This is a genomic window from Cupriavidus sp. 94F1, from assembly GCF_057798875.1.
On record NZ_JBYOJT010000004.1, the window covers coordinates 226,255 to 252,473 of the forward strand.

25 protein-coding genes are annotated in these 26,219 nt (G+C 67.1%); 23 read left to right on the forward strand and 2 right to left on the reverse strand.

Annotated features, from left to right (window positions below; genetic code table 11):
* Window positions 1-46: 46 nt before the first annotated feature.
* Window positions 47-589: a DMT family transporter gene (locus tag AC3FJ6_RS11925; RefSeq protein WP_488772049.1), complete on the forward strand. Its 543-nt coding sequence runs from the start codon at window positions 47-49 to the stop codon at window positions 587-589.
* On the opposite strand, the gene AC3FJ6_RS11930 is transcribed toward AC3FJ6_RS11925, so the two are convergent.
* Window positions 586-2,589 (reverse strand): methyl-accepting chemotaxis protein, encoded by a 2,004-nt coding sequence (locus tag AC3FJ6_RS11930; protein ID WP_488772050.1) that lies wholly within the window; start codon window positions 2,587-2,589, stop codon window positions 586-588. The two genes, AC3FJ6_RS11925 and AC3FJ6_RS11930, sit on opposite strands and share 4 nt — an antisense overlap.
* 917 nt (window positions 2,590-3,506) lie before the next feature.
* On the opposite strand from AC3FJ6_RS11930, the gene AC3FJ6_RS11935 reads away from it, so the two are divergent.
* The 16 genes from AC3FJ6_RS11935 to AC3FJ6_RS12010 all read left to right on the forward strand — a co-directional run bounded on the left by AC3FJ6_RS11935 (window position 3,507) and on the right by AC3FJ6_RS12010 (window position 18,441).
* Window positions 3,507-3,827: an RNA chaperone Hfq gene (locus AC3FJ6_RS11935; protein WP_092599433.1), complete on the forward strand. Its 321-nt coding sequence runs from the start codon at window positions 3,507-3,509 to the stop codon at window positions 3,825-3,827.
* A gap of 270 nt (window positions 3,828-4,097) precedes the next feature.
* Window positions 4,098-5,288 (forward strand): FliC/FljB family flagellin, encoded by a 1,191-nt coding sequence (locus AC3FJ6_RS11940; RefSeq protein ID WP_488772051.1) that lies wholly within the window; start codon window positions 4,098-4,100, stop codon window positions 5,286-5,288.
* A 126-nt stretch (window positions 5,289-5,414) separates the two neighbouring features.
* Window positions 5,415-5,792, forward strand: coding sequence for a flagellar protein FlaG (locus AC3FJ6_RS11945; RefSeq protein ID WP_488772052.1), 378 nt, complete (start codon window positions 5,415-5,417; stop codon window positions 5,790-5,792).
* A 48-nt stretch (window positions 5,793-5,840) separates the two neighbouring features.
* Window positions 5,841-7,259: a flagellar filament capping protein FliD gene (gene fliD / locus AC3FJ6_RS11950; RefSeq protein WP_488772053.1), complete on the forward strand. Its 1,419-nt coding sequence runs from the start codon at window positions 5,841-5,843 to the stop codon at window positions 7,257-7,259.
* 17 nt (window positions 7,260-7,276) lie between these two features.
* On the forward strand, window positions 7,277-7,726 hold the full coding sequence (gene fliS, locus AC3FJ6_RS11955) for a flagellar export chaperone FliS (protein WP_487522346.1): 450 nt from the start codon (window positions 7,277-7,279) through the stop codon (window positions 7,724-7,726).
* Window positions 7,727-7,728: 2 nt separating this feature from the next.
* Window positions 7,729-8,058, forward strand: a complete 330-nt coding sequence (locus AC3FJ6_RS11960) for a flagellar protein FliT (RefSeq protein ID WP_488772373.1) — start codon at window positions 7,729-7,731, stop codon at window positions 8,056-8,058.
* 74 nt (window positions 8,059-8,132) lie between these two features.
* Window positions 8,133-9,482: a flagellar hook-length control protein FliK gene (gene fliK / locus AC3FJ6_RS11965; RefSeq protein WP_488772055.1), complete on the forward strand. Its 1,350-nt coding sequence runs from the start codon at window positions 8,133-8,135 to the stop codon at window positions 9,480-9,482.
* A complete protein-coding gene (locus tag AC3FJ6_RS11970) occupies window positions 9,479-9,781 on the forward strand; it encodes an EscU/YscU/HrcU family type III secretion system export apparatus switch protein (RefSeq protein WP_488772056.1) in 303 nt (100 codons plus the stop codon). Before fliK ends, AC3FJ6_RS11970 begins: the two co-directional genes overlap by 4 nt.
* A gap of 192 nt (window positions 9,782-9,973) precedes the next feature.
* A complete protein-coding gene (locus AC3FJ6_RS11975; protein WP_488772057.1) occupies window positions 9,974-12,226 on the forward strand; it encodes an O-linked N-acetylglucosamine transferase, SPINDLY family protein in 2,253 nt (750 codons plus the stop codon).
* Window positions 12,223-12,996: a glucose-1-phosphate cytidylyltransferase gene (gene rfbF, locus AC3FJ6_RS11980; RefSeq protein ID WP_488772058.1), complete on the forward strand. Its 774-nt coding sequence runs from the start codon at window positions 12,223-12,225 to the stop codon at window positions 12,994-12,996. The genes AC3FJ6_RS11975 and rfbF overlap by 4 nt, the downstream gene beginning before the upstream one ends.
* A gap of 20 nt (window positions 12,997-13,016) precedes the next feature.
* Window positions 13,017-14,072 (forward strand): CDP-glucose 4,6-dehydratase, encoded by a 1,056-nt coding sequence (rfbG, locus tag AC3FJ6_RS11985; protein ID WP_488772374.1) that lies wholly within the window; start codon window positions 13,017-13,019, stop codon window positions 14,070-14,072.
* Window positions 14,069-15,322: a methyltransferase domain-containing protein gene (locus AC3FJ6_RS11990; protein ID WP_488772059.1), complete on the forward strand. Its 1,254-nt coding sequence runs from the start codon at window positions 14,069-14,071 to the stop codon at window positions 15,320-15,322. Before rfbG ends, AC3FJ6_RS11990 begins: the two co-directional genes overlap by 4 nt.
* The gene (gene rfbC, locus AC3FJ6_RS11995) at window positions 15,319-15,879 is read left to right on the forward strand and encodes a dTDP-4-dehydrorhamnose 3,5-epimerase (protein WP_488772060.1); all 561 of its coding nucleotides are present in this window, start codon (window positions 15,319-15,321) and stop codon (window positions 15,877-15,879) included. Before AC3FJ6_RS11990 ends, rfbC begins: the two co-directional genes overlap by 4 nt.
* Window positions 15,880-15,908: 29 nt before the next feature.
* Window positions 15,909-16,979 (forward strand): FkbM family methyltransferase, encoded by a 1,071-nt coding sequence (locus AC3FJ6_RS12000; protein WP_488772061.1) that lies wholly within the window; start codon window positions 15,909-15,911, stop codon window positions 16,977-16,979.
* Window positions 16,980-16,987: 8 nt separating this feature from the next.
* Complete coding sequence (locus tag AC3FJ6_RS12005; RefSeq protein ID WP_488772062.1) at window positions 16,988-17,797, forward strand: NAD-dependent epimerase/dehydratase family protein; 810 nt, start codon at window positions 16,988-16,990, stop codon at window positions 17,795-17,797.
* Window positions 17,788-18,441: an LbetaH domain-containing protein gene (locus AC3FJ6_RS12010; RefSeq protein ID WP_488772063.1), complete on the forward strand. Its 654-nt coding sequence runs from the start codon at window positions 17,788-17,790 to the stop codon at window positions 18,439-18,441. The genes AC3FJ6_RS12005 and AC3FJ6_RS12010 overlap by 10 nt, the downstream gene beginning before the upstream one ends.
* Before the next feature lie 127 nt (window positions 18,442-18,568).
* Here AC3FJ6_RS12010 and fliE read toward each other — a convergent pair whose 3' ends face one another.
* A complete protein-coding gene (gene fliE / locus AC3FJ6_RS12015) occupies window positions 18,569-18,892 on the reverse strand; it encodes a flagellar hook-basal body complex protein FliE (protein ID WP_400394289.1) in 324 nt (107 codons plus the stop codon).
* A 359-nt stretch (window positions 18,893-19,251) separates the two neighbouring features.
* Between fliE and fliF the strand changes: the two genes are divergently transcribed.
* The 6 genes from fliF to AC3FJ6_RS12045 are packed head-to-tail and all read left to right on the forward strand — an operon-like array spanning window position 19,252 to window position 26,210.
* Window positions 19,252-20,937: a flagellar basal-body MS-ring/collar protein FliF gene (fliF, locus tag AC3FJ6_RS12020; RefSeq protein ID WP_400394287.1), complete on the forward strand. Its 1,686-nt coding sequence runs from the start codon at window positions 19,252-19,254 to the stop codon at window positions 20,935-20,937.
* Window positions 20,924-21,943, forward strand: a complete 1,020-nt coding sequence (gene fliG / locus AC3FJ6_RS12025; protein WP_153945877.1) for a flagellar motor switch protein FliG — start codon at window positions 20,924-20,926, stop codon at window positions 21,941-21,943. The genes fliF and fliG overlap by 14 nt, the downstream gene beginning before the upstream one ends.
* A complete protein-coding gene (gene fliH / locus AC3FJ6_RS12030) occupies window positions 21,930-22,805 on the forward strand; it encodes a flagellar assembly protein FliH (RefSeq protein ID WP_488772064.1) in 876 nt (291 codons plus the stop codon). Before fliG ends, fliH begins: the two co-directional genes overlap by 14 nt.
* Entirely contained in the window at window positions 22,798-24,249 is a 1,452-nt protein-coding gene (gene fliI, locus AC3FJ6_RS12035) for a flagellar protein export ATPase FliI (protein WP_488772065.1), read from the forward strand. The genes fliH and fliI overlap by 8 nt, the downstream gene beginning before the upstream one ends.
* The gene (gene fliJ / locus AC3FJ6_RS12040) at window positions 24,242-24,694 is read left to right on the forward strand and encodes a flagellar export protein FliJ (protein ID WP_488772066.1); all 453 of its coding nucleotides are present in this window, start codon (window positions 24,242-24,244) and stop codon (window positions 24,692-24,694) included. The genes fliI and fliJ overlap by 8 nt, the downstream gene beginning before the upstream one ends.
* A gap of 16 nt (window positions 24,695-24,710) precedes the next feature.
* The gene (locus AC3FJ6_RS12045; protein ID WP_488772067.1) at window positions 24,711-26,210 is read left to right on the forward strand and encodes a flagellar hook-length control protein FliK; all 1,500 of its coding nucleotides are present in this window, start codon (window positions 24,711-24,713) and stop codon (window positions 26,208-26,210) included.
* The last annotated feature ends 9 nt before the right edge of the window (window positions 26,211-26,219 follow it).

Here is a 26,219-nt window from a genome sequence, read left to right on the forward strand (position 1 = left end):
AGCCGCGGGCACCATGGGTGCTTCGTTCTTGAACCGGAGACTTTACATGACGGCACCTTTGGCCACGCCGCTGGCATCCACCTGGATGCCGATGGGCATCGCGCTGCTTGCCGGCGCCATGATCCCGTTCCAGGCCGGCACCAATGCCACGCTGGGCCGCTCGCTCGGCCATCCGCTGTGGGCCACGGTGCTGTCGCTGCTACTGAGCTTGCTGGTGGTACTGCCGGTGCTGTGGGGCATGCGGGCGCCACCGCCGGCGCTGGCCGGCGCCCTGCACGGGCCGTGGTGGCAGTGGATCGGCGGCGTGTTCGGCGTGATCTACATTACGGCCGCGCTGATCCTGGCGCCCCGTGTGGGCACCGCGAACTTCATCGTCGGCGTCGTGGCCGGCCAGGTGCTGGCTTCGCTGCTGATCGATCACCTGGGGCTGGTGGGGCTGCCCAGCCGGCCCGTCACCTGGATGCGCCTGGCCGGGGTGGGACTGGTGCTGGCCGGGATGGCAGTCATGCAATGGCAGCCATGGGACGTGGCCACGCAAGCAGACGGCGCCGCGTCTGGCGCCGCCTCGCTGCGCAACCACCAGCGTTAAAACGTCTCCCAGTCGCCGGTATCGGCCGTGGCCGGGGTCGGCGCGGCGGCGGGCCGACGGCGGGCGGGCGTGGCCAGCACGGGTTCCTTGCGCTGATGCGTCACTGGCGAGCGCGGCGCGGCCGGCCTGGCGCCGTGGCGCGACAGCACCGGTTCGGCCTTGGCCTTGCGCTGCACGGGCGGCCGCGTCGCGGCGGGCACGGCGGCCACGCGGGTCGGCGCCCGCGCCGTCACCGGCGCCTGTGCAGCCACCGGGGCCGGCCTGGCCGGCTGGACCGGCTTGGCTGGCTTGACCGGCAAGGCCCGCTTCACCGGCTCGGCGGCGGGCGCGGGCAATGCCCGGGCGGGCTTTGCAGCCATGGCGCGCGCAGGCCTGGCGACCGCCATCGCGGCCGCGCGCGGCGTTGCCGGCTGCCGCGCAAAGGGCTCGGCGGTTGCAATGCCGCCCTGCCCCAAGTCGAACCGCGCCACCTCGGTCACCAGGCCGCCGGCCTGCTGCAGCAGGCTTTCGGCCGCAGCACTGGCTTCTTCCACCAGCGCGGCGTTCTGCTGCGTCACGCTTTCCATCTGGGTAATCGCCAGGCTCACCTGTTCGATACCGGCGGTCTGCTCTTCGCTGGCCGACGAGATCTCGCCCATGATGTCGGTCACGCGGCGTACGGCGGTCACGATGTCGTCCATCGTCTTGCCGGCCGCCTCCACCTGTTTGGCACCGTCCTGCACCTGGCGCACGGACCCATTGATCAGTTCGCCGATTTCCTTGGCCGCCGACGACGACCGCTGGGCCAGGCTGCGGACTTCGGCCGCCACCACGCTGAAGCCCCGGCCCTGCTCGCCGGCGCGAGCGGCTTCCACGGCCGCGTTCAGCGCCAGGATATTGGTCTGGAATGCAATGCCCTCGATCACGCCGATGATTTCCGACACGCGGGCCGACGACTTCGAGATCCCGTCCATCGTATCCACCACGCTGCGCACCGCGCGGCCGCCTTCGGTGGCCACTTCGGAAGCGTTGACGGCAAGCTGGTTGGCCTGCCGCGCGTTCTCGGCGTTCTGGCGCACGGTCGATGTCAGCTGTTCCATCGATGCAGCGGTCTGCTCCAGCGAGGCCGCCTGCTCTTCGGTACGCTGCGACAGGTCGGTGTTGCCACTGGCGATTTCGCGGGCGGCGGTGTCGATTGAACCGGCTGCCTGCTGGATGCCACGCACCAGCGTGCCCAGCTGCCCGAAGGCACGTTCCAGTGCGCCGAGCATGCGGCCCATTTCGTCGTGGCTGCGCACCTGGATCGCGTGGCCAAGCTGGCCCTGCGCCAGCGCCTCGGCCGCATCCAGCGCCTGGTGAGCGGGACGCGTCACCGAACGCGCCAGCCCGATGCCAAGCAGTGCGGCGATGACGGCAGCCACCGCCGACATGCCGATCAGCACGTTGCGCGTGAAGACATACTGCGCCGAGGCCTCGTCGACCGCCGCCATGGCCATCTTGCGGCCCAGTTCGGCGGCGGCATCGAGACTGTCGAAGTACGCCGCCTGGGCCGCCGGCAGGGTCACCACCAGTCCAGCACGGGCGCCATCGAAGGCGCCGCCACGCAGTTGCTGCATGACGAGGTCGAGCTGGCCGTTGTAGTTGGCGCGCACCTGCATCAGTTGCTCGAACCTGGCACTGGAATCGGCGCTGGGTGAAGCCCGCATGACCTTGCCCAGGTCTTCGAGCGTGGCGCTGACCTGTTCCCGGATCTTGCCGATCTTCTCGGCGTTCTGCTCCGCCAGCGCCGGGTCTTCGGTCAGGGCGGTGTCGCGCACCAGGATGCCGATCGCCAGCACCCGTTCCTTGGCCAGCTTCAGATCCAGCACGCGCAACAGCCGTTGTTCCACGGCCTGGTGCATCGCGTCGTTCATGCCGCCCAGCGCCCTCACGCCTACCGTGGCCACCACGGCCAGCAGCAGCACCACCACGGCGAATGCCAGCGACATCCGCGCGCCGATCCCCATTTTCCGCAAGCCCATGACTTCGTACCTTTCGTCTGTCGGGTTGTATTTGTACGCGCTGCGTCCGCCCGAGGCGGGGCGTCGCACGGCACGGTAACGGCGGGCCGAACGCTGCACTTGAGCGAATAAATGAAATGGGGGGAAAAGTCGCTGCTCTTCCACAAATTGGGGGCGCAGCGCATGGCGTCTAATCTGCCTCAGGCACTTCGATCCCGTCGCAAATGGACGGGCGAGGCACAACGCCGGAAACGGCGGATGGCTTCGAAGGATGCGGGCTCAAAAAAAAGAAGCCCACGCGCGGGGTGCTCGTAGGCTTTCAGGACTGCTATGAAGGGACCGGCTGTACCCGGTCCCGAACCGCGAATATAAACCTGCTTACATGAGGTGTAAATCGCGTTTCTATCAGGGATTCCCCTGATGGCGGGTGTAACGCGTGCATCACTCGTATGCCAAAAGTGATGCACTAGGACACTTTTAGACTTATCGATGAATAACGGACGCTTCCCGGAAACCTTTAGCTGGCGCGGGTTGTGGAGAATGCGCTGGCCTGACAGACTCGCAGCGAATCGATATGTGCTACACGAATCACAAAAGTGCGGCAACTAAATAAGTAGAGCAAATCCTCTAGGCCCAGCCCCGCAGGGGGTTCGTCAACGCTTGTAAAACTTTGTTACTCTCCCGCCTGAAGTATTCCCCTTCTCTCCTGGCAGAGACGACCCCACCGGGTAGCAGGGCAGCGTGCATCACTTTGCTCGAACGCCTGTCCGCCGCAATCATGTCGTCGTGTCCCTGCACCGGTTCCGAGAGCGAATGTTTCAATTCTCGCCGCGATCAGGCTGCAGTAACCGTCACTTTTAGTGCGACGGCACGCAAAGTCCCTGGTAATCGGACCGTTGTCAGCCGCCAGAACCCTCGCGGGCTCTTCCGGAGAAGTTGTGAAGAAGGAAATCAAGGCTCCCAGACCCAGCAGAAAGCTGCAGCAGTTGCAGTTCGCCGCGCACAGCGCCAGCCGTGCCGCGGTGGTCGTGCATCTGTCGAATGGCACGCGGCTCAATGGCATCGTGCTGGCGTCGGACAATTACATGATCCTGCTCGGGCGGACCGCCGAGGATCCCACCCCGACATTGATCTACAAGCGCGCCATCACGGTGGTAACCCCCGCCCACGCGTCGACCGACGCCGTGGCGATGCTGGACGCCGACGTATCGCCGGATTTCGTGCGGATCTTCATTCCGCGTACCCGCAAGCGCCGCTGACCGCCCGGCCCACCGCGGGGCTGGCCGCCGCCGGCGGCATCGCCTCCGCCTCTATATATATAGCGGGCCACAACGGGCCCAATGGCGGGCAGGGCAGCCGCCATACACCAGATCGGCCTACGCCCGCAACACGCGCAAAAGTCACTCTAAAGTCTTCTCACCCACGGTCGATAACCTTTGCAACGGAGGCACTCTACGCCCTGCACTGCAGGCAGCCAACGTTACGGCACCCGCCGGAATGCCTAAAACATTGCAAATAGGAGTCGTACCATGGCGCAAGTCATCAACACCAACATTCTGTCGCTGCAAACGCAGAGCAACCTGAACACGTCGCAATCGTCGCTGAACAGCGCGATCCAACGTCTGTCGTCGGGCCTGCGCATCAACAGCGCCAAGGACGATGCTGCTGGTCAAGCCATCGCCAACCGCTTCACCGCCAACATCAAGGGCCTGACGCAAGCTTCGCGTAACGCCAACGACGGTATCTCGATCGCTCAAACGACCGAAGGCGCGCTGAGCGAAGTCAACAACAACCTGCAACGTGTGCGTGAACTGTCGGTGCAAGCCGCCAACGGCACGAACTCGTCGTCGGACCTGAAGTCGATCCAGGACGAAATCAAGCAGCGTCTGTCGGAAATCGACCGCGTGTCGGCTCAAACCCAGTTCAACGGCGTGAAGGTTCTGGCCAAGAACCAGAACATGTCGATCCAGGTTGGCGCCAACGACAGCGAAACGATTTCGATCGCCCTGAAGCAAATCACGTCCGCTACCCTGGGCGTTGCTGGCTTCAGCGTCGCCGGCCCGCAAGGCGCAACGGCTTCGATCGGTTCGGCCGCTGCTCAAGCTGCTCTGGGCTCGGCCACGCCGGTGACCGGCGCTTCGGCAACCGGCGTCTCCGCCGCCGACATCCAGCGCGCTCTGGGCCTGAACACCTCGGCTGCCGTGAACGCACAGAACGTGGTGGCTGACTCGAACGGCAACTGGTTCGTGCAAGTGAGCATGACCGGCCTGACCGCCGCCGACGACGCCGCTCTGTCGTCGAAGGGCTTCGCTGGCAACGGTACCGCCACGTCCGCCACGATGTACATCGCCGTCAAGCCGACCGACGCATCGATCAACGGCCAGACCGCCGGCTTCACGCTGACCGGTTCGTCGCTGCAAGCTTCGGACTTCCAGCAACCGGCCACGACCAACCCGCTGGCCACGCTGGACAAGGCCCTGGCAACGGTTGACAACCTGCGCTCGAGCCTGGGTGCTGTGCAGAACCGCTTCGAATCGACGATCAACAACCTGAGCACGACGGTGAACAACCTGTCGGCTTCGCGTTCGCGCATCGAAGACGCTGACTACGCAACGGAAGTGTCGAACATGACCCGCGCGCAGATCCTGCAACAAGCTGGTACGTCGGTGCTGTCGCAAGCGAACCAGACCACGCAAAACGTGCTGTCGCTGCTGCGTTAATCGCCGCGCCGCAAGAAACCGGGCCGCAAGGCCCGGTTTTTTTGCCGGAGTGTTTTGCAGGCAGACCACTGCCTGCAAAGCATTTCAACCGTAGAGTTTTTCCTGCCCTACCGGACGGAGCTGACCATGGCATCTTCCACCCCCGTATCCATGCCGGCACGCATCACCGCCGAACCCGTGGCTGTCAGCCCGGCACCCGCCGTGCCGGCCACCGCCGCCGACGCCGTGCGCCCGGCCGCCGCAGCCCAGGACACCGGCAGCCATGCCGGCTCGGGCAATACCCCCGGCAACATGGCAGCCGCCGTGGAAGAACTCGTCGACGTGCTCAAGACCACGTCGATCGGCCTGCGGTTCGAGATCGACGACACCACCCACCGCGTCATCACCAAGGTCGTGGACAAGGAAACCGGCGACCTGATTCGCCAGTTGCCCAGCGAGGAGGTGCTGCGCTTCGCGCGCGCCATCGACAAGCTCCAGGGGCTGTTCGTCAGCCACGCCGTCTGATTCACCGCAAGCCCCATCAGTTGAAGCGATAACAACAGGTAGAAAAACATGTCCGGAATCTCCTCCATCGGCATCGGCTCCAATCTGCAGTTGCAGGACCTGCTCGACAAGATCCAAACGAACGAGAACACCGCGCTCGACCAGATCAACACCGAGGCCACCAGCTACCAGTCGCAGCTGAGCGGCTACGGCACCATCAAGAGCGTGCTGGACGCCTACTCGGCCGCAGCCAAGACGCTGGCCACCGCATCGACGTTCGGCGCCGTGAAGGCGGCGGTCGGCAACAGCAGCGTGCTGTCCGCCACCACTGGCACCAACGCCGTGGCGGGCAACTACAACATCAACGTGACCTCGCTGGCCCAGGCCCAGAGCCTGGTGTCGAAGCAGGTGGCGGACCAGACCGCCGCAGTCGGCGCCGGCACGATCACGATCGACTTCGGCGCCAACCTGGCCACCGGCGGCACGCCGACCAGCACCAAGACCGTGACGATCGGCTCGGACACTTCGCTGCAAGGCATTCGGGACTCGATCAACAAGGCCGGCATCGGCGTGACGGCCAGCATCATCAATGACGGCAGCGGCACGCCCTACCACCTGGTACTGACGTCGGACAAGACCGGCACGCAGTCGCAGATGCGCGTCTCCGCGGACAACAGCGCCGTGAACGACATCGTCGGCTACGATCCGGCCGTGGCCACGCAGCCGAGCGGCATGCAGGAGAAGGTCAAGGCTGCCGACGCCGCGCTGACGATCAACGGCATCGACATCACCAGCCAGACCAACACCGTGTCCGAAGCGGCGCAGGGCGTGACCCTGACGCTGACTGGCACCGGCACCACCAGCATGAGCGTGACGCGCGACGACGCGTCGATCAAGAACGCCGTCCAGGGCTTTGTCACTGCCTACAACAACGTGCTGTCGGCCGCCAAGACGCTGACGGCCTTCGATACGTCCTCCGGCAGCAAGGGCGCCCTGAACGGCGACAGCACGCTGCGCAACATCCAGACGCAGATGCGCGCGATGCTGACCACCCCGATGTCGGACGGCAAGGGCGGCATGGTCACGCTGTCCGACATGGGTGTCGAATTCAGCCTGGACAGCTCGAACTCGGGCTCGCTGAAGGTGAACGACGACAAGCTGACGAAGGCCATCGCCAACAACCTCACCGGCATGACCGCCTTCTTCTCGGGCACCAGCGGCTCGACGGGCATGGGCAAGACCATCACCAGCTATATCGACGGTCTGAACGCCACCGGCGGCGCGCTCAGCGCAGCCACCGACAGCCTGACGACGACGCTGAAAGACCTGGAAACCAAGTACAGCGCAACGCAGACCCGGATCACCGCCACCATGGACCGCTACCGCGCCCAGTTCACACAGCTTGACCTGCTGGTCTCGCAGATGAACCAGACCAGCAGCTACCTGACGCAGCAGTTCTCGGCCCTGACGTCCAGCAGCAAGAAGTAACCACACGGAGTTTCTCAATGTTCGCGCGCCAAGGTATCAACGCCTATGCCCAGGTCGGGGTCCAGACCGGGGTGATGAGTGCCAGTCCGCACAAGCTGATCGTGATGCTGTACGACGGCGCACGATCGGCCATCGCCCGGGCAAAGTTCCATCTGGAAAACGGCGAGCTCGAAGCGCGCGGCAATGCGATCTCCAAGGCCATCAACATCATCGACAACGGCCTGCGCGCGGTGCTGGACCACGAGGTGGGCGGCGAAGTCTCCGCCAATCTCGAATCGCTGTATGAATACATGACGCGCCGCCTGATGCTGGCCAACCTGCACAGCGACGCCGACATGCTGTCCGAGGTGGACGCCCTGCTCGAGAACCTGTCCTCGGCATGGGCCGCCATCGATCCGGCCGCCCCCGCAGACGCCACGCCGGCAGAGCCCGCCGTGGCATCACCCCCCGTTTTGCAGGACAACTGATGATGTTTGCCATGTCCCCCATCGTTCGCAGCTACGAAGAGCTCCTGGTGCTCTCCGAGCAGATGCTCGACGCCGCACGCGCGTCGAACTGGGATGCGCTGACCGATCTGCAGAAGGTCTATATGGCCGAAGTGGATCGCCTGCGCCTGCTCGACCACAGCGTGCCGTTCACCGACAACGAGCGCCTGCGCCGCTTCCAGCTGCTGGAACGCATCCTGGCCTACGATGCCCGCATCCGCGACCTGACCATGCCGCGCCTGGCCGAACTGGGCAACCTGCTCAACAACTCGCGCCGCAAGCTCGAACTGACCGCCGCCTACGGCGCCCTCTGAAGCACGCGCCCACCGGCTGACGGCGGGAACGGCGCGACGCGTATCGCATCCGCTACCATCGCTGACACGCGTCCATGACCGGCATCCAGATTCCTACCAGCCTGATTCCGCATCAGGCACCCGACCCGCAGCTATCGCGTCCCGCGCTGGCCATCGACAAGCTCGCCGCGCTGATACCCGTGCAGGAGGTGTCGCAAGGCGACGTGCAGTCGTCGACCGGCGAGACCGCCCAGGCCCGCCAGCCGAACGCGCTGATGCCGGGCGGCACCGATCCGCGCCTGGCCGGGCAGACCACTTCCACGCGCGAGACGCTGAGCTTTGCCGCCAAGGCGATCCTCGATCTGTTCGAAGCCGGCGATGCCGTACCGGCGCGTGCGAATTCGCCGCTGCTGGCCACATCGCCTTCAGGCGAGCCGGGCGCCACGCAGGACCTGGCCAGCGCGCTGGCGCGCTTTGTCGACCAGAGCGGACTGTTCTATGAATCGCATCTGACGCAATGGGTGATGGGCCAGCGCCCCTTGTCCACGCTGCTGCAGGAACCGCAGGCCGCGTTGCGCAATCCGGCCCAGAGCCAGACTGCACCGCCGCAAGGCCAGCCGGCAGCGGGCTCGCCCGCCGCGCCGGCACCTGCCGCCTTGCTGCCCTATGGCGGTCCGGCCGCACCCAGCGCCCTGCCCCCGCCCAGCGCGACGATCCTGGCCGAACTGACACGCCCGGTCATCTATCCGTTATCTACCGGCGTGCCGGCCCATGGTTCGCACGGCCACCCGCACGCGGCCGAGACGGCACCGAACCTGTCCAATACCGCGACGGGACCGCAGACGCCGCAGAGCGCCGCCGCCGAGCAGCGCCTGGCCGCGCATGCATCCGCCGCCGCGCACGCCTATCAGGTCACGGCCGAGATCTCGCACGAGGGCCACCACGCCGCACAGGCCCAGCGTGCCGCTATCGTCGCCAGCTGGAATGCGCCCGACGGCAGCACCGCGGCCGCCCAGGCGCAGCCCGATCCCGGCCCGCCCATTCATCCGTCCAGCGAGGGCGTGGTGCGCCAGCAGCTGGAACTGCTGGCCTCGCAACAGTTCCGCGCCACGATCGACGCGTGGCCCGGCATGCCCGTCGACTGGGAAATCACGCGCGAGCACGACCGCGAGGCGGGTGGCGCTTCGGCCGAGCCAGCTACCTGGAGCACCCGCCTGCGGCTGAACCTGCAGGCACTGGGCAGCGTCGATGCGGTACTGACGCTGGGCGCGCAGGGGCTGGAGGCCCGCTTCGTTGCCGCCGATCGGGATGCCGCCGAACGCCTGATCCAGGGCCGCGCGGACTTTCGTACCCAGCTGGAGGCGCGCGGCATCTCGCTGCTAAACATGAATGTGTCGACCCAGGACGGCCCGTCCACGCCCACCGTCATCGCCCTGCCAGCATGAGCGACCACCCGTCCGATCGCGGCGCCGCCGTCGCGCTTTCCTACCAGACCCACGACAACGCGCCGCGCGTGGTGGCCAAGGGCTACGGCATGTCCGCCGAGGCCATCATCGCCCGCGCCCGCGACGCCGGCGTCTACGTGCACGGGTCCCCGGCGCTGGTCAACCTGCTGATGCAGGTGGATCTGGACAGCCAGATCCCGCCGCAGCTCTATGTGGCCGTGGCCGAACTGCTGGCGTGGCTGCACCGGATGGACGGTTCGGACGTCGGCGCCGCCGAGGGCATTCCCGCCCTGCGCTGAGCCCCATTTTCGTGCCATCCGCCACGCCACGCCGGGCGCCGCAAACGGCACCCCTGCGGCGCCCTGCTTGAAATAGCGCCAATTTCGGCCCGTGTTCCGGCCGCTGGCGCAGAACGTCCCTTGTTACTGTGCAGGCATCGATCAGCCCGTCCGTTTCGCACGGGTCGACACCGCGCCTTCGCACACAACGCCATGAACAAGAACGTTTCGATGGGTCCCGCGCAGCGGATGATCCAGCACGCCTGGAATGCCTACAACGCCAACAAGTATGCGGAAGCCCTGAAGCACGCGCGGGCCGCCAAGCGCATTTCCGGGACCATGCCCGATGGCTATTACCTCGAATCGCTGGCGCTTTCGGGCCTGAACCACAACGAAGAGGCACTGCGCCTGGCCGAGGCGGGGGTGCGCCGCTTTCCGAACCACTCGGGCTTCCTGGGCTTGTGCGGCGCGCTCGAAGTCCAGCTGGAGCACTACGAAAAGGGCATCCCGCTGCTGAAGCGCAGTCTTGAACTGCAGCCCGCGTCGGGCCATCTCTGGCAGACGCTGGGCACGGCCAGCTTCTACAACGGCGACTATTTCGAAGCGCGTCTGGCGGGCGAAAAGGCCGCGGCGCTGCTGCCCAACGACCCGGTCGCGGTTGGCAACTACGCGGCGGCATTGCGCGAATCGGGCAGCACGATCGAAGCGATCCCGGTCTTTCGCCACGCTTGCGCCCTCGATCCCACGCAGCGCGTGAACCGGTCGAACCTGCTGTTCTCGCTGCTCTATGACGAAACCATCGGCGCCGAGGAATTGCGCCGCGAGGCCACGGACTGGGCGCAGACACTGGCTCGCACGAAAATCGACGGCCCGGAAATGCAGCCCAGCGAAGGCGAGCGCATCCGGATCGGCATCCTGTCGAACGACCTGCGCCGCCACGCCTGCGCATACTTCCTGATCCCGCTGATCGCCAACCTGGACCGCACCCGCTTCGAGGTGCACCTGTTCTCGCTGTCGAACGTCAACGACAACATCACGAAGAAGATCCGCGTCTACGCCGAAGGCTTCCACAGCCTCTTCAAGATGTCCGAGGCCGAAGTCGTCAAGGCGGTGCGTGCCCAGCGGTGCGACGTGATGATCGACCTTGGCGGCTACACCGGCGCGTCGCCGCTGACCTACATGGTGCAGCGTCTGGCGCCGAAGCAGCTCACCTGGCTCGGCTACCCCGGCACCACGGGCATGGCGCAGATCGAGTACCGGGTGACGGACTGGACGGCCGACCCCGAAGGCTTCGACCACAACTACACCGAAAAGCTGCTGCGTGCGCCGGTGTTCAGTGCATTCCACCCGATCGTCACCAACCCGCTGAACATTTACGACGCCCGCTACCGCGTGCAGCCGACGCCGGCGCTCGCCAACGGCTATATCACCTTCGGCTCGTGCAACACCATCGCCAAGCTCGGTCCCAAGACCATGCGGCTGTGGAGCGCCGTGCTGGCGCGCTGCCCGAACTCCCGGATGCTGGTGGAAGCAGCCGGCTGCGACAAGGACGGCGTCCGCGAGATGCTGTACGAACGCATGGCCGCCTACGGCATCGACACCTCGCGCGTGGAGCTGATCAACCGCGACGGCAACAACCAGTACGTGACCTATCACCGGATAGACATCGCACTCGACACCGCACCGGTCACGGGCGGCACCACGACCTGCGATGCCATCTGGATGGGCGTGCCCGTGGTGAGCTTCGCCGGGGGGACGTTCCACCAGCGCGTGTCGGCGCCATTCCTGCACGCCGCCGGCCTGGACGAACTGATCTGCGACACCGAGGAACGCTACGTGGAAGTGGCCTGCGCGCTGGCGGCCGACGTGCAGCAGCTCGACATCATCCGCCAGTCGATCCGCCCGCGCGCCGAAAGCAGCGAAATGTTTGACGCCCCGCGCTTTGCCGCGTGGTTCGAGGACCAGCTGGCCGAGATGTGCAGCGAGACCAAGCCGGTGGCGCCACGCACCGAGCCGCGCCAGTCGGGCATCTACTTCAACGGCCAGTGGTATCCGGCCGAAACGTTGCTGATGTCGGTGGCCGCCCACATCCACCTGGGCGAATGGCAGGCCGTGCACAACGTGCTGGAAAACCTGACATCGACCTGGTATCGCCACTGGGCCGTGGCCTATGGCCTGGCCGAGTACAAGTACCACAACGGCGCGCCGGACACGGCGATCGAACTGCTGGTGGAAGCCATCGGCATGCGCCCCTACGCGCTGCCGCTGTACCGCAAGCTGGCCGCGTGGCTCGACGAGCAGCAGCTCGACAAGTCCGGCCTGGCGGCGCTGCTGCAGGAACAGTTCGGCCTGACGATGGCCGCGCTGGAAGCCTCGCCGCCGCCCAACGCCTTCGAAGTGCTCGGCATTTCGCTGGATCTGCCCGTCGCCGAACCCGCCACCGCAGAAGCAGAGGTAACCGCATGAAAGCCGTCATCCTGGCCGGTGGCCTTGGCACCCGGATCTCTGAAGAATCGCACCTGCGCCCGAAGCCGATGATCGAGATCGGCGGCAAGCCGATCCTGTGGCACATCATGAAGATGTACTCGGCGCATGGCGTGAACGAGTTCGTGATCTGCCTGGGCTACAAGGGCTACGTCATCAAGGAATACTTCGCCAACTACTTCCTGCACATGTCGGACGTGACGTTCGACATGCGCGAGAACCGCATGGCCGTGCACCATCGCAAGGCGGAGCCGTGGAGCGTGACGCTGGTGGACACCGGCGAGGAATCGATGACCGGGGGCCGCCTGCGCCGCGTGCGCGAATACCTGACGCCGGGCGAGGCATTCTGCTTTACCTACGGCGACGGCGTTTCCGACATCGACATCAGCCGCGAAATTGCGTTCCACCGCTCGCACGGCCGCCGCGCCACCGTCGCCGCCGTGCAGCCGCCGGGCCGCTATGGCGCGCTGGAACGTGGCGACAGCGAACTGGTCAGCGGCTTCACCGAGAAACCGCGTGGCGACGGCGCCTGGATCAATGGCGGATTTTTCGTGCTGCAGCCCGAAGTGATCGACTTGATCGAGGACGACAGCATGTCGTGGGAAGAGGCCCCGATGCGCGAACTGGCCCGCAGCGGCCAGATGGCCGCCTTCGAACACACCGGCTTCTGGCAGCCGATGGACACGCTGCGCGAGAAGAACCTGCTGGAGGACCTGTGGCAATCGGGCAAGGCACCGTGGAAGATCTGGTAACGGCCGGCAACCCCGCCGGCGTGTTCGCGGCCTATCGCGGCCGGCGCGTCTTTGTCACAGGCCACACCGGCTTCAAGGGCGCCTGGCTGGCCCTGCTGCTGGCGCGCTTCGACGCGCAGGTGAGCGGCTACGCGCTGGCGCCGAACACCGAGCCGAGCCTGTTCGATGCCGCCGACGTGCGCGCGGCGCTGGTGCGCCATACCGTTGCCGATATCCGTGACGCCGCCACGCTCGCGCGGGCCATGCAGGACGCGCAGCCCGAGATCGTGCTGCACCTGGCCGCCCAGCCACTGGTGCGCGCCAGCTATCGCGATCCAGCGCAGACGTGGTCGACCAACGTCATGGGCACCGTCAACGTGCTGGACGCCGTGCGCGCGTGCGCGTCGGTGCGCGCCGTGATCGTGGTCACGACCGACAAGTGCTACGACAACAAGGAATGGCTCTGGGGCTACCGCGAGACCGACCCGCTCGGCGGTCATGATCCCTACAGTGCCAGCAAGGCCGGCACCGAACTGGTGGCCGCCAGCTATCGCAAGGCATTTCTGGCCGAACGTGGCGTGCTGCTGGCGACGGCGCGCGCGGGCAACGTGATCGGCGGCGGCGACTGGTCCGAAGACCGCCTGATCCCCGACGCCGCGCGTGCGGCCGCGGCCGGAGGCACGCTGGAGATCCGCAGCCCGCAGGCCACCCGCCCGTGGCAACACGTGCTGGAAGCCCTGCACGGCTACCTGCGCCTGGGCAGCCGCCTGCTCGATGGCGACGCCGCCATGGCCGACGCTTTCAATTTCGGGCCCGAGCCGCGCGACAACCTGCCGGTCGCCACCGTGCTGGCCGGCCTGCAGTCGCATTGGCCGGAACTCGACTGGAAACACTGCCCCCCGCCGGGCGCCGCGCCCCACGAGGCGCGCAACCTGTATCTCGACGCCGCGCGCGCCCGCACCGAACTGGGCTGGATGCCACGCTGGACGCTGCGAGAGGCGCTGGCCGCCACGGCCAGCTGGTATCGCACCGTCCAGATGGACCCGACCCAGGCGCGCGCCATCACTGAACGACAAATCGGCCAATTCTGCGCATGACCGCTCAACCCAACGCTCACCCCGCGAACTGCCGCGCCTGTGGCGCGCCGCTGACGCACACCATGGTGGACCTCGGCCTGTCACCGGTCTCCAACGCCTTCATCAGGCCCGAGAACATCGCCCAGGGCGAGATGTTCTATCCGCTGCACGCGATGGTTTGCGACAGCTGCTGGCTGGTGCAGTTGCGCGACGCCACGCCGGCCGAGACCCATTTCCACGACGATTACGTGTACTTCTCGTCGTTCTCCACCTCGTGGCTCGACCACGCGCGCCGCTATGTCGAGTCGATGACCGCCCGCTTCGGGCTGGGACCGCAAAGCCGTGTGATGGAGATCGCAAGCAATGACGGCTACCTGCTGCAGTATTTCCACCAGAACGGCGTGCCCTGCCTGGGCATCGAGCCATCGGCCAACACCGGTGCCGCCGCCCGCGCCAAGGGCATCGACAGCCGCGAACTGTTCTTCGGCGAGCGCACCGCCCGTGCGCTGAGCGTGGAAGGCTGGCAGGTGGACCTGCTGCTGGGCAACAACGTGCTGGCCCATGTACCCGACATCAATGACTTCGTCGGCGGCATGCCGCGGGTACTCAAGCCCGAAGGCGTGGTGACGCTGGAGTTCCCGCACCTGCTGCGCCTGCTGGAGCAAAACCAGTTCGACACGCTGTACCACGAGCACTATTCGTACCTGTCGCTGACCGCCCTGGTGCCGATCCTGGCGCGTGCCGGCCTGCGCGTATTCGACATCGAGCACCTGCCCACGCACGGCGGCAGCCTGCGCCTGTTTGCGTGCCACCAGCATGCGAAGCACGACACCACGGCGGCCGTGCAGGCCTGCCTGGACGAGGAAACGCGTGGCGGCCTGAACGCCACCGCGCGCTACACGGCATTCGCCGAGGGCGTGCGCCGGGCGCGCATCGACCTGCTGGCCTTCCTGATCGACGCACGCCGCCAAGGCAAGCGGGTGGCCGCGTATGGCGCGGCCGCCAAAGGCAACACGCTGCTGAACTACTGCGGCATCGATGCCGACCTGGTGGAGTACGTGGTGGACCGCAACCCCGCCAAGCAGGACAAGCTGCTGCCCGGTTCGCGCATCCCCGTGTTCGCGCCCGAGATCATCGACAGCCGCAAGCCGGACTACCTGCTGATCCTGCCCTGGAACATCAAGGACGAGGTAACGGCGCAGATGGCCGGCATCCGGGCCTGGGGCGGCCGCTTCGTGGTGGCCATCCCCGAAACCGTGGTGCTGCCGTGATCTTCACGCCTGCCCGCATCGCCGGTGCCTGGATCGTCGACCCGGAACCACTGGCCGACGACCGTGGCTTCTTCGCGCGCACGGTCTGCGTGGACGCGTTCGCGGCCCACGGCATCGATGCGCATTTCGTGCAGCAGAGCGTGTCGCGCAACACGCGGGCGGGCATCCTGCGCGGCATGCACTTCCAGCGCGGGCCGCACGCCGAAGACAAGCTCGTGCGCGTGACCACCGGCGCGGTCCATGACGTGATCCTGGACCTGCGCCCCGAGTCGCCCACGTACCTGCAATGGCAGGCCGTGGTGCTCGATGCCGAGGCACAGCGGGCGATCTTTATTCCGAAAGGCGTGGCGCATGGCTTCCAGACCATGACGCCGCTGTCCGAGGTGTTTTACCAGATGACGGTGCCGTTCGCGCCCGGCAGCAGTGCCGGCGTGCGCTGGGACGATCCCGCCATCGGCATTGCCTGGCCCGGTTGCGCGGATCGCCTGATCTCCGCCAAGGACCTCGCCTTGCCCACGCTGGCCGAACTGGCCGCGCAACCCCAACTTTCACCCTGAACACTGACTACCCCCTAGCGGAGCCACCCATGACGACTGAACATTTGCAGAAGCTTTCCGACGCATTGCGCACGGTGGGCGGCAGCGCTGCCGCCCGAGACAAGGTCATTGCCCTGTGCAAGAGCATCGAGCAGGACCTGGACGCCTACGAAGGCAGCGTGCGCGACGACATCACCGGCCCGATCGTCGATGCGATGTACAACGAGACCTCGCGCCTGCGCAAGACGCTGGCCGACGGCACGGTCTTCGAGTTCCTGTACCGGACCAAGATCGCCCGCGACTTCCTGATGAGCACCCCGGCCGCACCGGACCACGTGTGGGAACCGCAGACCACCAAGCTACTGGTCAAGCTGTGCGAGCGCGGCGGCCATGCCGTGGTGGGCGGCGCCTACTTCGGCGACCAGGTGATCCTGATGGCCCGCCAGCTGGCCCGTGCCGGCGGCACTTGCCACGCTTTCGAGCCCAACGCCGACCAGCTTGGCATGCTGCGCAACAACGCGGCGCTGAACAAGGTGGAGAACATCCGCAGCTGGCGCCTGGGCCTGTGGTCGGACAGCACCACGCAACTGCGCCTGGAAGGCCACGATTCGTTCGCGCATGCCGTGCACAGCACCGGCCCCGCCGGCGACGACAGCTTCAAGACGGTGACGATCGATGACTATTGCGCCGAGCAGAACCTGGACAAGCTCGGCCTGATCATGCTCGACATCGAAGGTGCGGAGCTGAACGTCTTCAAGGGCGCCGCGAAGCAACTGGCACGCCCTGCCGGCGAAGCGCCGAACCTCGTGTTCGAAGTGCACCGCCACTATGTGGACTGGAGCCGCGGCCTGGAGAACGCCGAGATCATCCAGCTGCTCAAGGGCTATGGCTATCACGTGTACGCAGTGCGCGACTTCAACTCGAACGTCGACATGCAGGGCCGCCCGGTGGAACTGGTGCCGGTGGACAACGTGTACCTGGAAGGCCCCGCGCACGGCTTCAACATGGTGGCCGTGAAGGACCCGACGCTGCTGCAAGGTCAGGGCTTTGCCGTCGTGCCGGGCGTCAGCCCCAAGCTGCTGTGGCACCGTGACCCGGCGCTGCACCATCCGGCCAACTGAGGATCGCAATGCGTTGCACGGTAATCGGCGGCGCCGGCTTTGTCGGTCGTCGCCTGGCCGACACGCTGCGGCGTGCCGGCCACGAGGTCTGGGTGCCGGCGCGCGGCGACCGCGCGCTGTTCACCCGCGACCTGGGGCACGTCTACTACTGCGCGGGGCTCACCGCGGACTACGCCGCACGGCCCTACGACACGGTGGCCGCGCACGTCACGTTGCTGGCCGACGTGCTGCGCGCCAACCGCTACGAGCACCTTGTGTACCTGTCGTCGACCCGTCTCTACGACACGTCCCAGCTGCCCGTGGGCGATGAAGCGGCAGCCCTGACGCTCCAGCCAGCCAATCCGCGCGCGCTGTATGACTTCTCGAAGGGACTGGGCGAAAACCTGTGCCTGACCGTGGCAGCCGGCCGCACCGCCGTGGCCCGCCTTTCGTGCGTGTTCGACTGGGCGCCGGCGTCGCCGGGATTCCTGTCGGAATGGCTGATGCGCGCCGCCACCGAGCGCACGTTCCGGCTCGACAGCGACTCCGGCTTCGTGCGCGACTACATCCATCTCGATGACGTGGTGGATGCGCTGGTTGCCATTTCCACGCGCCACGCCGGCGGCATCTTCAATGTCGCCAGCGGCGAGAACGTATCGAACGGCGATCTGGCCGAGGTTTTCAACGCGGGCGGCTGGGACATTGCCCTGGCACGCCACTCACCGGTGCAACGGGCCGCGGCATGCAGCACGGCGGCACTGCGCGCGCTTGGCGTGGCACCGCGCGACGTGCGTTCGGTGGTGGCACGCTACCTGGAAGGGGTTCGCCCATGGAACTGATCGGACAGACCCGCGAATCGCTCGCGGCCTATACCTGCGCGCAGGTGGCCAATCTGGTGCCGGACGGCCGTGGCGATGCGCTGCTGCCCGTGGTGTCGCGCCATATCGACGAGGCGCTGGCCCGCACCGGCCGTTGCATCGACGCGGTGCGCATGTGGCGCCCCGGTCAGTTCAACTACCTGCATTCGTCGCAGTATTGCCAGTACCTGTACTACCTGGCCAATACGATCTGGCGCCAGGAGCGCAACGGCGAGGCATGCACGAAGCTGTTCCTGCTCAACAAGGCCCTCAACGCCATCGACCTGTTCTACGAGATCGAAATGCCTGAGGTGTTCTTCATCGGCCACTCGGTGGGCATCGTGCTGGCCAAGGCCACCTACGGCAACTACCTGGTGCTGTACCAGAATTCCACGGTGGGCAAGAATCACGGCGTGGCGCCCGTCATTGGCGAAGGCGTGGTGATGTATCCGAACACGGCCATCATCGGCCGCAGCCACGTGCGCGACAATTCGGTGGTGGCCCAGGGCGTGAGCGTGCTCAACCGCGAAACGCCCGGCAACTGCCTGGTCTATGCCGGGCACGCCGGCGGCCTGGTGTGCAAGCCGGCCGGGGAGCGCGCGGCCGAGGAATACTTCCGCGTCTGAACCGTGCTCCTGCCCGCCCGGGCGGGACCCTCCTGCTTGGCAAAAAAGCAATAAAGGCCATGCCGCTTTCGCGCGCATGGCCTTTTCGTGCGTGGCGCGCCGTGGCGCGCCGGTCGCATACCGGACGTCAGACCGGCATGTTCATCATTTCCTGATAGGCAGCCGCCAGGCGGTTACGCACCTGCACGGTGGTCTGGAACGAGATGTTGGCCTTCTGCATGTCGATCATCACGTCGTTGAGCGACACGCCGGGCTTGCCCACTTCAAAGGCCTCGGCCTGGCCGTAGGCGCGTTCCTGGGTGGCGTTCAGGCGTTGCAGCGAGCGTTGCAGTTCGCCCGCAAAGCCAGCCGTGGCAGCCGAATTCGCGGCCTGGGAGGTGGTTCCGCCGCCAGCCACCTGCGCCAGGCCGCGCAGTTGGTGGAGCATGCCCTCGATGGAAGAAATGGTCATGGCACGTACAGGTTGGTCAGTCGGGACAGGATCAATGTGACGAAAACACTACTCGCCATCCTGTTTCAGCCCTCGCACTGTACTGGCCGCCCGCCTCGTTCCAAAGGCTGAAATCGGCGGAAAAACATCGCCTATTCAGCCGATTGTTCCTCGCCCGTCTGCCCGATCATCGCTACCGTGCCGGATCTGGCGGATCGACGCGTTTCTTGTCTCGCCGCCTGACTCCATGGAATTCAACTAACGCGGGGAGTGCGCGTGTTTTTTCAGCAGCGTAAAGTGAGCCGTGCCGAGATGATTAACGGCAGCGAAGGCCTGAGTGGTAAGGGCAGGGAATGCCCGGCCAAGCCGGAGACGCGCGCATGAACGCGGCCGCCACCCTGCCGAACGGCGCGGCCCTGGTCGAAAAGCTCAAGGGCAATCCGCGTCTGCCCCTGATGCTGGGCGGCGCGGCGCTGGTTGCCGCCATTGCCGTGGGCGTCATGTGGTCGCGCCAGCCGGACTACAAGGTGCTGTACACCAACCTGTCCGAGCGCGACGGTGGTGCAGTGATCCAGTCGCTGCAGCAGATGAACGTGCCGTACAAGTTCGCCGAAGGCGGCGGCGCCGTCATGGTGCCGGCCGACAAGGTTGCCGAGACGCGCCTGCGCCTGGCCAGCCAGGGCCTGCCCAAGAGCGGTACCACGGGCATGGAACTGATGGACAACCAGAAGTTCGGCATCAGCCAGTTTGCCGAGCAGGTGAACTACCAGCGCGGCCTGGAAGGCGAGTTGGCCCGTTCGATCGAATCGATCGGCGCCGTGCAGTCGGCCCGCGTGCACCTGGCCATCCCCAAGCCCACGCTGTTCGTGCGCGAACGCCAGAAGCCCACCGCGTCGGTGGTGCTGCAGCTCTACCCGGGCCGGGCCGTTGACGAAGGCCAGGTGGCTGCGATCACGCACCTGGTGTCGTCGAGCGTGCCCGAACTGACCCCGAAATCGATCTCCATCGTCGACCAGCACGGCAACCTGCTGTCCGGCAGCAGCGACCGTTCGATGGACGCCACCCAGCTCAAGTTCGTGCAGCAGGTGGAACAGAGCTACGTCAAGCGCGTGGAATCGATCCTGGCCCCGATCCTCGGCAAGGACAACGTCCACGCCCAGGTCACGGCCGATATCGACTTCTCGTCGGTCGAACATACCGACGAGAGCTTCAAGCCGAACCAGGACCCGACCAAGGCGGCCATCCGCAGCCAGCAGACCAGCGAATCGAACCAGCAGGGTGGTTCCGGCGTGGGTGGCGTGCCCGGCGCGCTGTCCAACCAGCCGCCCGCCGCCGCCGTGGCCCCGGTCACCACGCCGCAGCCGCCGCGCCAGCCCGGCCAGCCGAACCCGCCGGCCCAGGCACAGCCGAACCAGGCCACGCAGACCGCCGAAAAGACCGGCCCGAGCAGCAACCGCCGCGACGCCACCACCAACTACGAGCTCGACCGTACCGTGCGCCACGTGCAGCAGGCGCCGGGCGGCGTGAAGCGCCTGTCGGTGGCCGTGGTGGTGAACTACCGCAGCAAGGTCGACGCCAAGGGCAAGCCGGTCACCGAGGCGCTGTCCGCCAAGGAACTGGCCCAGATCGAGAACCTGACCAAGGAAGCGATGGGCTTCTCGGCAGATCGCGGCGATTCGCTGAACGTGGTCAACAGCCCGTTCACGGCCGACAACAAGACGGAACCGGAACTGCCGCTGTGGAAGCAGCCGCAGATGATCGACCTGGCCAAGACCGGTGTCGGCTACCTGCTGCTGGCCCTGCTGGCGATGTTCCTGTGGTTCAAGGTGGCGCGTCCGGTGCTGCGCAAGTACACCACGCCGGCCCTGCCTGCCACCACCGAGGCCACGGACGCCACCGCAGCCGAAGCCGCGCTGCCGCCGCCGGAAGAGGAAACCAATCCGGAAGTGCTGCGCCTGGCCGCGAAATATGAAAGCGATCTCGCCCTGGTGCGTGACGCCGCGCAACGCGACCCGCGCCTGGTCGCCAGCGTAATCAAGACCTGGATGGCAAATGACGAAGGCTAACGCTAGCAAGGGAGCGGCCGACAAGGGCCTGCAGAAGAGCGCCATCCTGATGATGGCGGTGGGCGAGGATTCGGCCGCCGAGGTGTTCAAGCACCTGTCGCCGCGCGAAGTGCAGCAGCTGGGCTCCGCCATGGCCAACCTGTCGGCCGTGACCCGCGAGGAAATGGCCGAGGTGCTGGCCGAGTTCCGCGGCGAGACCGAGCAGTACCTGGCCCTGAACGTCGATTCGAGCTCGTTCATCAAGAGCGTGCTGAACAAGGCGCTGGGCGAGGAACGGGCGCTGTCGGTGATCGAGGACATCCTGGAATCGCGCGACCCGGGCGGTGGCATCGATTCGCTGAACTGGATGGAAGCCAACACGGTGGCCGAACTGATCAAGGACGAACACCCGCAGATCATCGCCACCATCCTGATCCACCTGGACCGCCAGAAGTCGTCCGAAGTGCTGGGCTTCTTCACCGAACGCCTGCGCAACGACGTGGTGCTGCGTATCGCCACGTTCGGCGGCGTGCAGCCGGGCGCGCTGCAGGAACTGACCGACGTGCTGACCAAGCTGCTGGCAGGCCAGAGCCTGAAGCGCAGCCGCATGGGCGGTGTCCGCACGGCGGCCGAGATCATCAACCTGATGAGCACGGCCCACGAGGAAGCGGTGATCGACGGCGTGCGTTCGCACGATGCGGACCTGGCGCAGAAGATCATCGACGAGATGTTCCTGTTCGAGAACCTGATGGAAGTGGACGACCGCGGCATCCAGCGCGTGCTCAAGGAAGTGGCCACCGAATCGCTTATCGTCGCGCTCAAGGGCGCGCAGCAGGAACTGCGCGACAAGTTCATCCGCAACATGTCGACGCGTGCCGGCGAAATGCTGCGCGAGGACCTGGAAGCCCTGGGTCCGGTGCGTGTGTCGCAGGTCGAGGCCGAACAGAAGGCCATCCTGCAGGTGGTGAGACGCCTGGCCGAGGCCGGCGAAGTCCAGATTGGCGGAGGCGACGATGCCTACGTTTGAACGCGGCTTTGCCGCAGGCCGCGGCCCGGGCCGCGGCGATCCCGGGTTCTATGGCGCGCCCAGCGCGCCCCAGGGCGCCGGCGGCCTTTCGGAGAAGCCATCCGGCGGGCTCTCCGGTGGACTCACCAATGTCCACCGCAGCGACGAAGGCTTCCAGGGTTTCGAGGCGCCCGTGCGATCGAGCCTGGGCGGCGACGCCTGGAAACGCTGGCAGCCCGAATCGCTTGACCCGCGCGACGCCCTGAAGAAAGCGCTGGCCGCGCAGTTGCCGGTCGAGCCCCCGCCTCCGCCGCCGATCGACTTTGCCGCGCTGGACGCCATGCGCGACGGCGCGCGCAAGGAAGGCTATGCACAGGGCTACACCCAGGGCCAGACCCAGGGCTACGGCGACGGCCACCGCGAAGGCTATGCCCGCGGGCTGGAATCGGCCCGCAGCGAAGCCGCCCGCCTGCACGAACTGGCCGGCAACTTCCGCGACGCGCTGGGCCGTGTCGATACGGAGATCTCCGACGCGCTGATTTCGCTGGCGCTCGACGTGGCACGCCAGCTGGTGCGCAAGACGATGGAAATCGATCCGGCCGCGCTGGTGCCAGCCGCGCGCGAACTGATCAACGCCGAGCCGCCGCTGTCCGGCGCGCCCTGCCTGCTGCTCAACCCCGAAGACGTGACGCTGGTGGAAACCCACCTGAAGGGCGAACTCGAAGCCGCCGGCTGGACCGTGCGCGCCGATGCCACCGTGGCGCGCGGCGGCTGCATCGCCAGCGCCGCCAGCGGCGAACTCGACGGCACGCTGGCCACGCGCTGGGAGCGCGTGATCAAGGCTCTGGGCCGCAACGATCCGTGGGAGCCCCCGCATGCATGATCCCCAGGCCACGGCGCCAGACACCGCCTCCGCTGCAGCCCATACCGGCCGCTGGCGCGATGCGCTGGCCACCGCTTCGTCGAACATCGCCGAGATCGACAGCAAGCGTGCCTGCGGCCGCCTGACGCGTGCCGCCGGCCTGGTGCTGGAAGCCGTGGGTCTGCGCATGCCCGTGGGCAGCGACTGCCTGATCGAACTGCCGGGCGGCCAGCATTCGCATGGCGGCCCGCGCACGGCCGAAGCCGAAGTCGTGGGCTTTGGCGCCGATCGCCTCTACCTGATGCCGCAATCCGACGTGGCCGGCCTGGTGCCGGGCGCCCGCGTCTATCCGCTGGAACCGTCGCCGCTGCCCAAGGGCGTGAGCGCCCCGCGCGAGCCGGGCTCCAAGCGCCTGCCGGTGGGCGATGGCCTGCTGGGCCGGGTGCTGGACGCGGCCGGACGTCCGCTTGACGGGCTGGGCCCGATCACCGCCGCCAGCGAAGTGCCGCTGTCGGGCGCGCAGATCAACCCGCTGATGCGTGCCCCGATCGAAACGGTGCTCGATACCGGCGTGCGCGCCATCAACGGCATGCTGACCGTTGGCCGCGGCCAGCGCATGGGCCTGTTCGCAGGCTCCGGCGTGGGCAAGTCCGTGCTGCTGGGCATGATGGCCCGCTACACGAACGCCGACGTGATCGTGGTTGGCCTGATCGGCGAACGCGGCCGCGAAGTGAAGGAATTCATCGAGAACATCCTCGGCGAGGAAGGCCGCAAGCGATCGGTGGTGGTGGCCGCGCCCGCCGATTGCTCGCCGCTGCTGCGCATGCAGGGCGCCGCCTACGCGACGCGCCTGGCAGAGTATTTCCGCGACAAGGGCCAGCACGTGCTGCTGATCATGGATTCGCTGACCCGTTACGCGATGGCCCAGCGCGAGATCGCCCTGGCCATCGGCGAGCCGCCGGCCACCAAGGGCTATCCGCCTTCGGTGTTCGCCAAGCTGCCGACGCTGGTCGAGCGTACCGGCAACGGCCCCGAAGGCGGCGGCTCGATTACCGCCTTCTATACCGTGCTGACCGAAGGCGACGACCAGCAGGACCCGATTGCCGATTCGGCGCGCGCCATTCTCGACGGCCATATCGTGCTGTCGCGCAGCCTGGCCGAAGCAGGCCACTATCCGGCCATCGACGTGGAAGCGTCGATCAGCCGTGCCATGACCGCCTTGATCGAACCGCCGCAATTTGCCTCCGTGCGGCGATTCAAGCAGTTGATGTCGCGCTACCAGCGCAATCGCGACCTGATCAGCGTGGGCGCCTACGTGCCCGGCAACGATCCGGAGCTGGACCTCGCGATCCGCCTGCATCCGCGCATGGAGGCATTCCTGCAGCAGGACATCCACGAGCGCGCCGACTACGAGGTGTCGATCGCCCAGCTGCACGCGACCATCGGAGCAACCCACCATGGCTAAGACATCGCCGATCCACACCCTGGCCGACATCGCCCAGGACAATACGGACAAGGCCACGCGCGAGCTGGGCCGGCTGCAGGGCCTGCGCACGCAAGCCGAGCAGCAGTTGCACGCGCTGACCGAGTACCGTCACGAGTACCGCGCGCGCATGCAGGTCATTGCGGCCGAAGGCATGACGTCCAGCCGATGGCAGGATTTCTCGCGCTTTCTCGACTCGCTGGACCATGCCATCCGCCAGCAGACCGCCGCGCTGGACAAGGCCGAGGCCGACCTGCTGGCCGGCCGCGCCAACTGGCAACAGCAGAAGCGCCGCCAGAATTCCTTCGACACGCTGATCACGCGTGCCGAAGTGCGCGAACAACAGATCGCCACGCGCCGCGAACAGCGGGCCAACGACGAATACGCGGCCCGCATCGCACGCCAGCCGGCGAGCGGCCAGAACTGACCTGCCAAAGACCACAATGATCGATATCAGCCAGATCGTCGGCAACACCGCCGCAGCCCTCGGGAACCTCAAGTCGCCGGACGCCGGCAAGGTTGGCGATGCCAACCCGTTCCAGGATGCGCTGTCGCGCGCACGCCAGGATGGTCAGCAATCCGCGCCGGCCGCCGCGCAGGCGAAGGTGCCGGCCAAGGACGGCAAGCAGGCCGACGCATCGAAGGGCAGCGCCGCGCAAAAGCCGCAGCAGCCCGCCGCCAACAATGCGCTGCCGCAGAAGGACACCGGCAAGGTGGCCGCCAAGGGCCAGCCGAAGACCGACGAGGCGAAGGATGGCGAGACCGACGACACCGCATCGACCGATGCCGCTGCGGCCGCCGCCGCACTGGCCGCAGCCGCGCTGCTGACGCAGCCCCCGGTCCCGCAGGCCCCTGCCGCCGCCAGCACGGCCGGCGTCGACACCAGTGCGATCAATGGCCTGCCGACGCTGCCGTCGGCACAGGGCACGGCCCAGGGTGCCAGCGCATCCGCTGCCGCCGCCGCGGCCTCCGCATCCACCGCAGCCGCCGCCGCTGCCGATCCGGCCACCGATGCCGCGGCCTTGCAGGCAGAGGCCGAAGCCAGGCTGCCTGCCGCCACCGTGGACACGGCCGCCAAGGGCACCACCGCCAGTCCGGCCGATACGCTGGCGCTGATCGCCCAGCAACGCGCCACGCTGCAGAACACCGCACCGACGACTGCGGACAAGATCGCCGCCACCGCCACCGCGCCGGCCCAGGCCGCCGCCCAGGACGCCCGCGGCCAGGGCGCCGGCCAGCAGCATGCGAACCTGGGCCATCAGAACCAGCCGGCCCTGACGCCGGCCGGCGACGCCCCGGCCAGCCAGCCGGCGCAGGCACCGGTCACGCCGTTCGCCGTCGCACAGGCGAGCGCACGTATCGGTGAAGGCGTGGACACGGGCGCGACGAATGCCAGCAGCGCCGCCACCATCGCATCGGCCCTTGCCGCGCAGACGCCGGCCCAGGCCGCCCAGGCCAACGCCACCGCCGTTGCCGCGCGCCCGGTCATCGCCCCGAACGTCGGGGACAGCCAGTGGTCGCAGGCACTGGGCCAGCAGATGGTGCGCCTGTCCACCCAGGGCAACCAGACCGCCGAACTCGATCTGAACCCGCCCAACCTGGGCCCGCTGAAGGTGGTGCTGAACGTGGTCAACGACCAGGCCCAGGCGCAGTTCGTATCGCCGCACCAGACCGTGCGCGCCGCCGTGGAGGCCGCATTGCCGCACCTGCGCACGTCGATGGCCGAAGCGGGCATCCAGCTTGGCCAGACATCGGTGGGCGCCGACAGCTTTGCGCAAGCCAACTCGGGTGGTCAGCAACAGCAGCCGCAACGCCAGGCCGGCAACGGCGGCAGCTTCGGCCAGGCCATGGGCTTCGGCAACGACACGGCGGCGCCTGCCGCCCCCGCCACACCGCGCGCCCCGCGCACGCTGGCACGTGGCGAGGTCGATACGTTCGCCTGACGCACAGGG

Excerpts from the sequence above, each read along its gene's own strand:
- AC3FJ6_RS11925 (WP_488772049.1), top strand. The coding sequence starts at position 47 with ATGACGGCACCTTTGGCCACGCCGCTGGCATCCACCTGGATGCCGATG.
- AC3FJ6_RS11930 (WP_488772050.1), bottom strand. The coding sequence starts at position 2,589 with ATGGGCTTGCGGAAAATGGGGATCGGCGCGCGGATGTCGCTGGCATTC.
- AC3FJ6_RS11940 (WP_488772051.1), top strand. The coding sequence starts at position 4,098 with ATGGCGCAAGTCATCAACACCAACATTCTGTCGCTGCAAACGCAGAGC.
- AC3FJ6_RS11945 (WP_488772052.1), top strand. The coding sequence starts at position 5,415 with ATGGCATCTTCCACCCCCGTATCCATGCCGGCACGCATCACCGCCGAA.
- fliD (WP_488772053.1), top strand. The coding sequence starts at position 5,841 with ATGTCCGGAATCTCCTCCATCGGCATCGGCTCCAATCTGCAGTTGCAG.
- fliS (WP_487522346.1), top strand. The coding sequence starts at position 7,277 with ATGTTCGCGCGCCAAGGTATCAACGCCTATGCCCAGGTCGGGGTCCAG.
- AC3FJ6_RS11960 (WP_488772373.1), top strand. The coding sequence starts at position 7,729 with ATGTTTGCCATGTCCCCCATCGTTCGCAGCTACGAAGAGCTCCTGGTG.
- fliK (WP_488772055.1), top strand. The coding sequence starts at position 8,133 with ATGACCGGCATCCAGATTCCTACCAGCCTGATTCCGCATCAGGCACCC.
- AC3FJ6_RS11970 (WP_488772056.1), top strand. The coding sequence starts at position 9,479 with ATGAGCGACCACCCGTCCGATCGCGGCGCCGCCGTCGCGCTTTCCTAC.
- AC3FJ6_RS11975 (WP_488772057.1), top strand. The coding sequence starts at position 9,974 with ATGAACAAGAACGTTTCGATGGGTCCCGCGCAGCGGATGATCCAGCAC.
- rfbF (WP_488772058.1), top strand. The coding sequence starts at position 12,223 with ATGAAAGCCGTCATCCTGGCCGGTGGCCTTGGCACCCGGATCTCTGAA.
- AC3FJ6_RS11990 (WP_488772059.1), top strand. The coding sequence starts at position 14,069 with ATGACCGCTCAACCCAACGCTCACCCCGCGAACTGCCGCGCCTGTGGC.
- AC3FJ6_RS12000 (WP_488772061.1), top strand. The coding sequence starts at position 15,909 with ATGACGACTGAACATTTGCAGAAGCTTTCCGACGCATTGCGCACGGTG.
- AC3FJ6_RS12005 (WP_488772062.1), top strand. The coding sequence starts at position 16,988 with ATGCGTTGCACGGTAATCGGCGGCGCCGGCTTTGTCGGTCGTCGCCTG.
- AC3FJ6_RS12010 (WP_488772063.1), top strand. The coding sequence starts at position 17,788 with ATGGAACTGATCGGACAGACCCGCGAATCGCTCGCGGCCTATACCTGC.
- fliE (WP_400394289.1), bottom strand. The coding sequence starts at position 18,892 with ATGACCATTTCTTCCATCGAGGGCATGCTCCACCAACTGCGCGGCCTG.
- fliF (WP_400394287.1), top strand. The coding sequence starts at position 19,252 with ATGAACGCGGCCGCCACCCTGCCGAACGGCGCGGCCCTGGTCGAAAAG.
- fliG (WP_153945877.1), top strand. The coding sequence starts at position 20,924 with ATGACGAAGGCTAACGCTAGCAAGGGAGCGGCCGACAAGGGCCTGCAG.
- fliH (WP_488772064.1), top strand. The coding sequence starts at position 21,930 with ATGCCTACGTTTGAACGCGGCTTTGCCGCAGGCCGCGGCCCGGGCCGC.
- fliI (WP_488772065.1), top strand. The coding sequence starts at position 22,798 with ATGCATGATCCCCAGGCCACGGCGCCAGACACCGCCTCCGCTGCAGCC.
- fliJ (WP_488772066.1), top strand. The coding sequence starts at position 24,242 with ATGGCTAAGACATCGCCGATCCACACCCTGGCCGACATCGCCCAGGAC.
- AC3FJ6_RS12045 (WP_488772067.1), top strand. The coding sequence starts at position 24,711 with ATGATCGATATCAGCCAGATCGTCGGCAACACCGCCGCAGCCCTCGGG.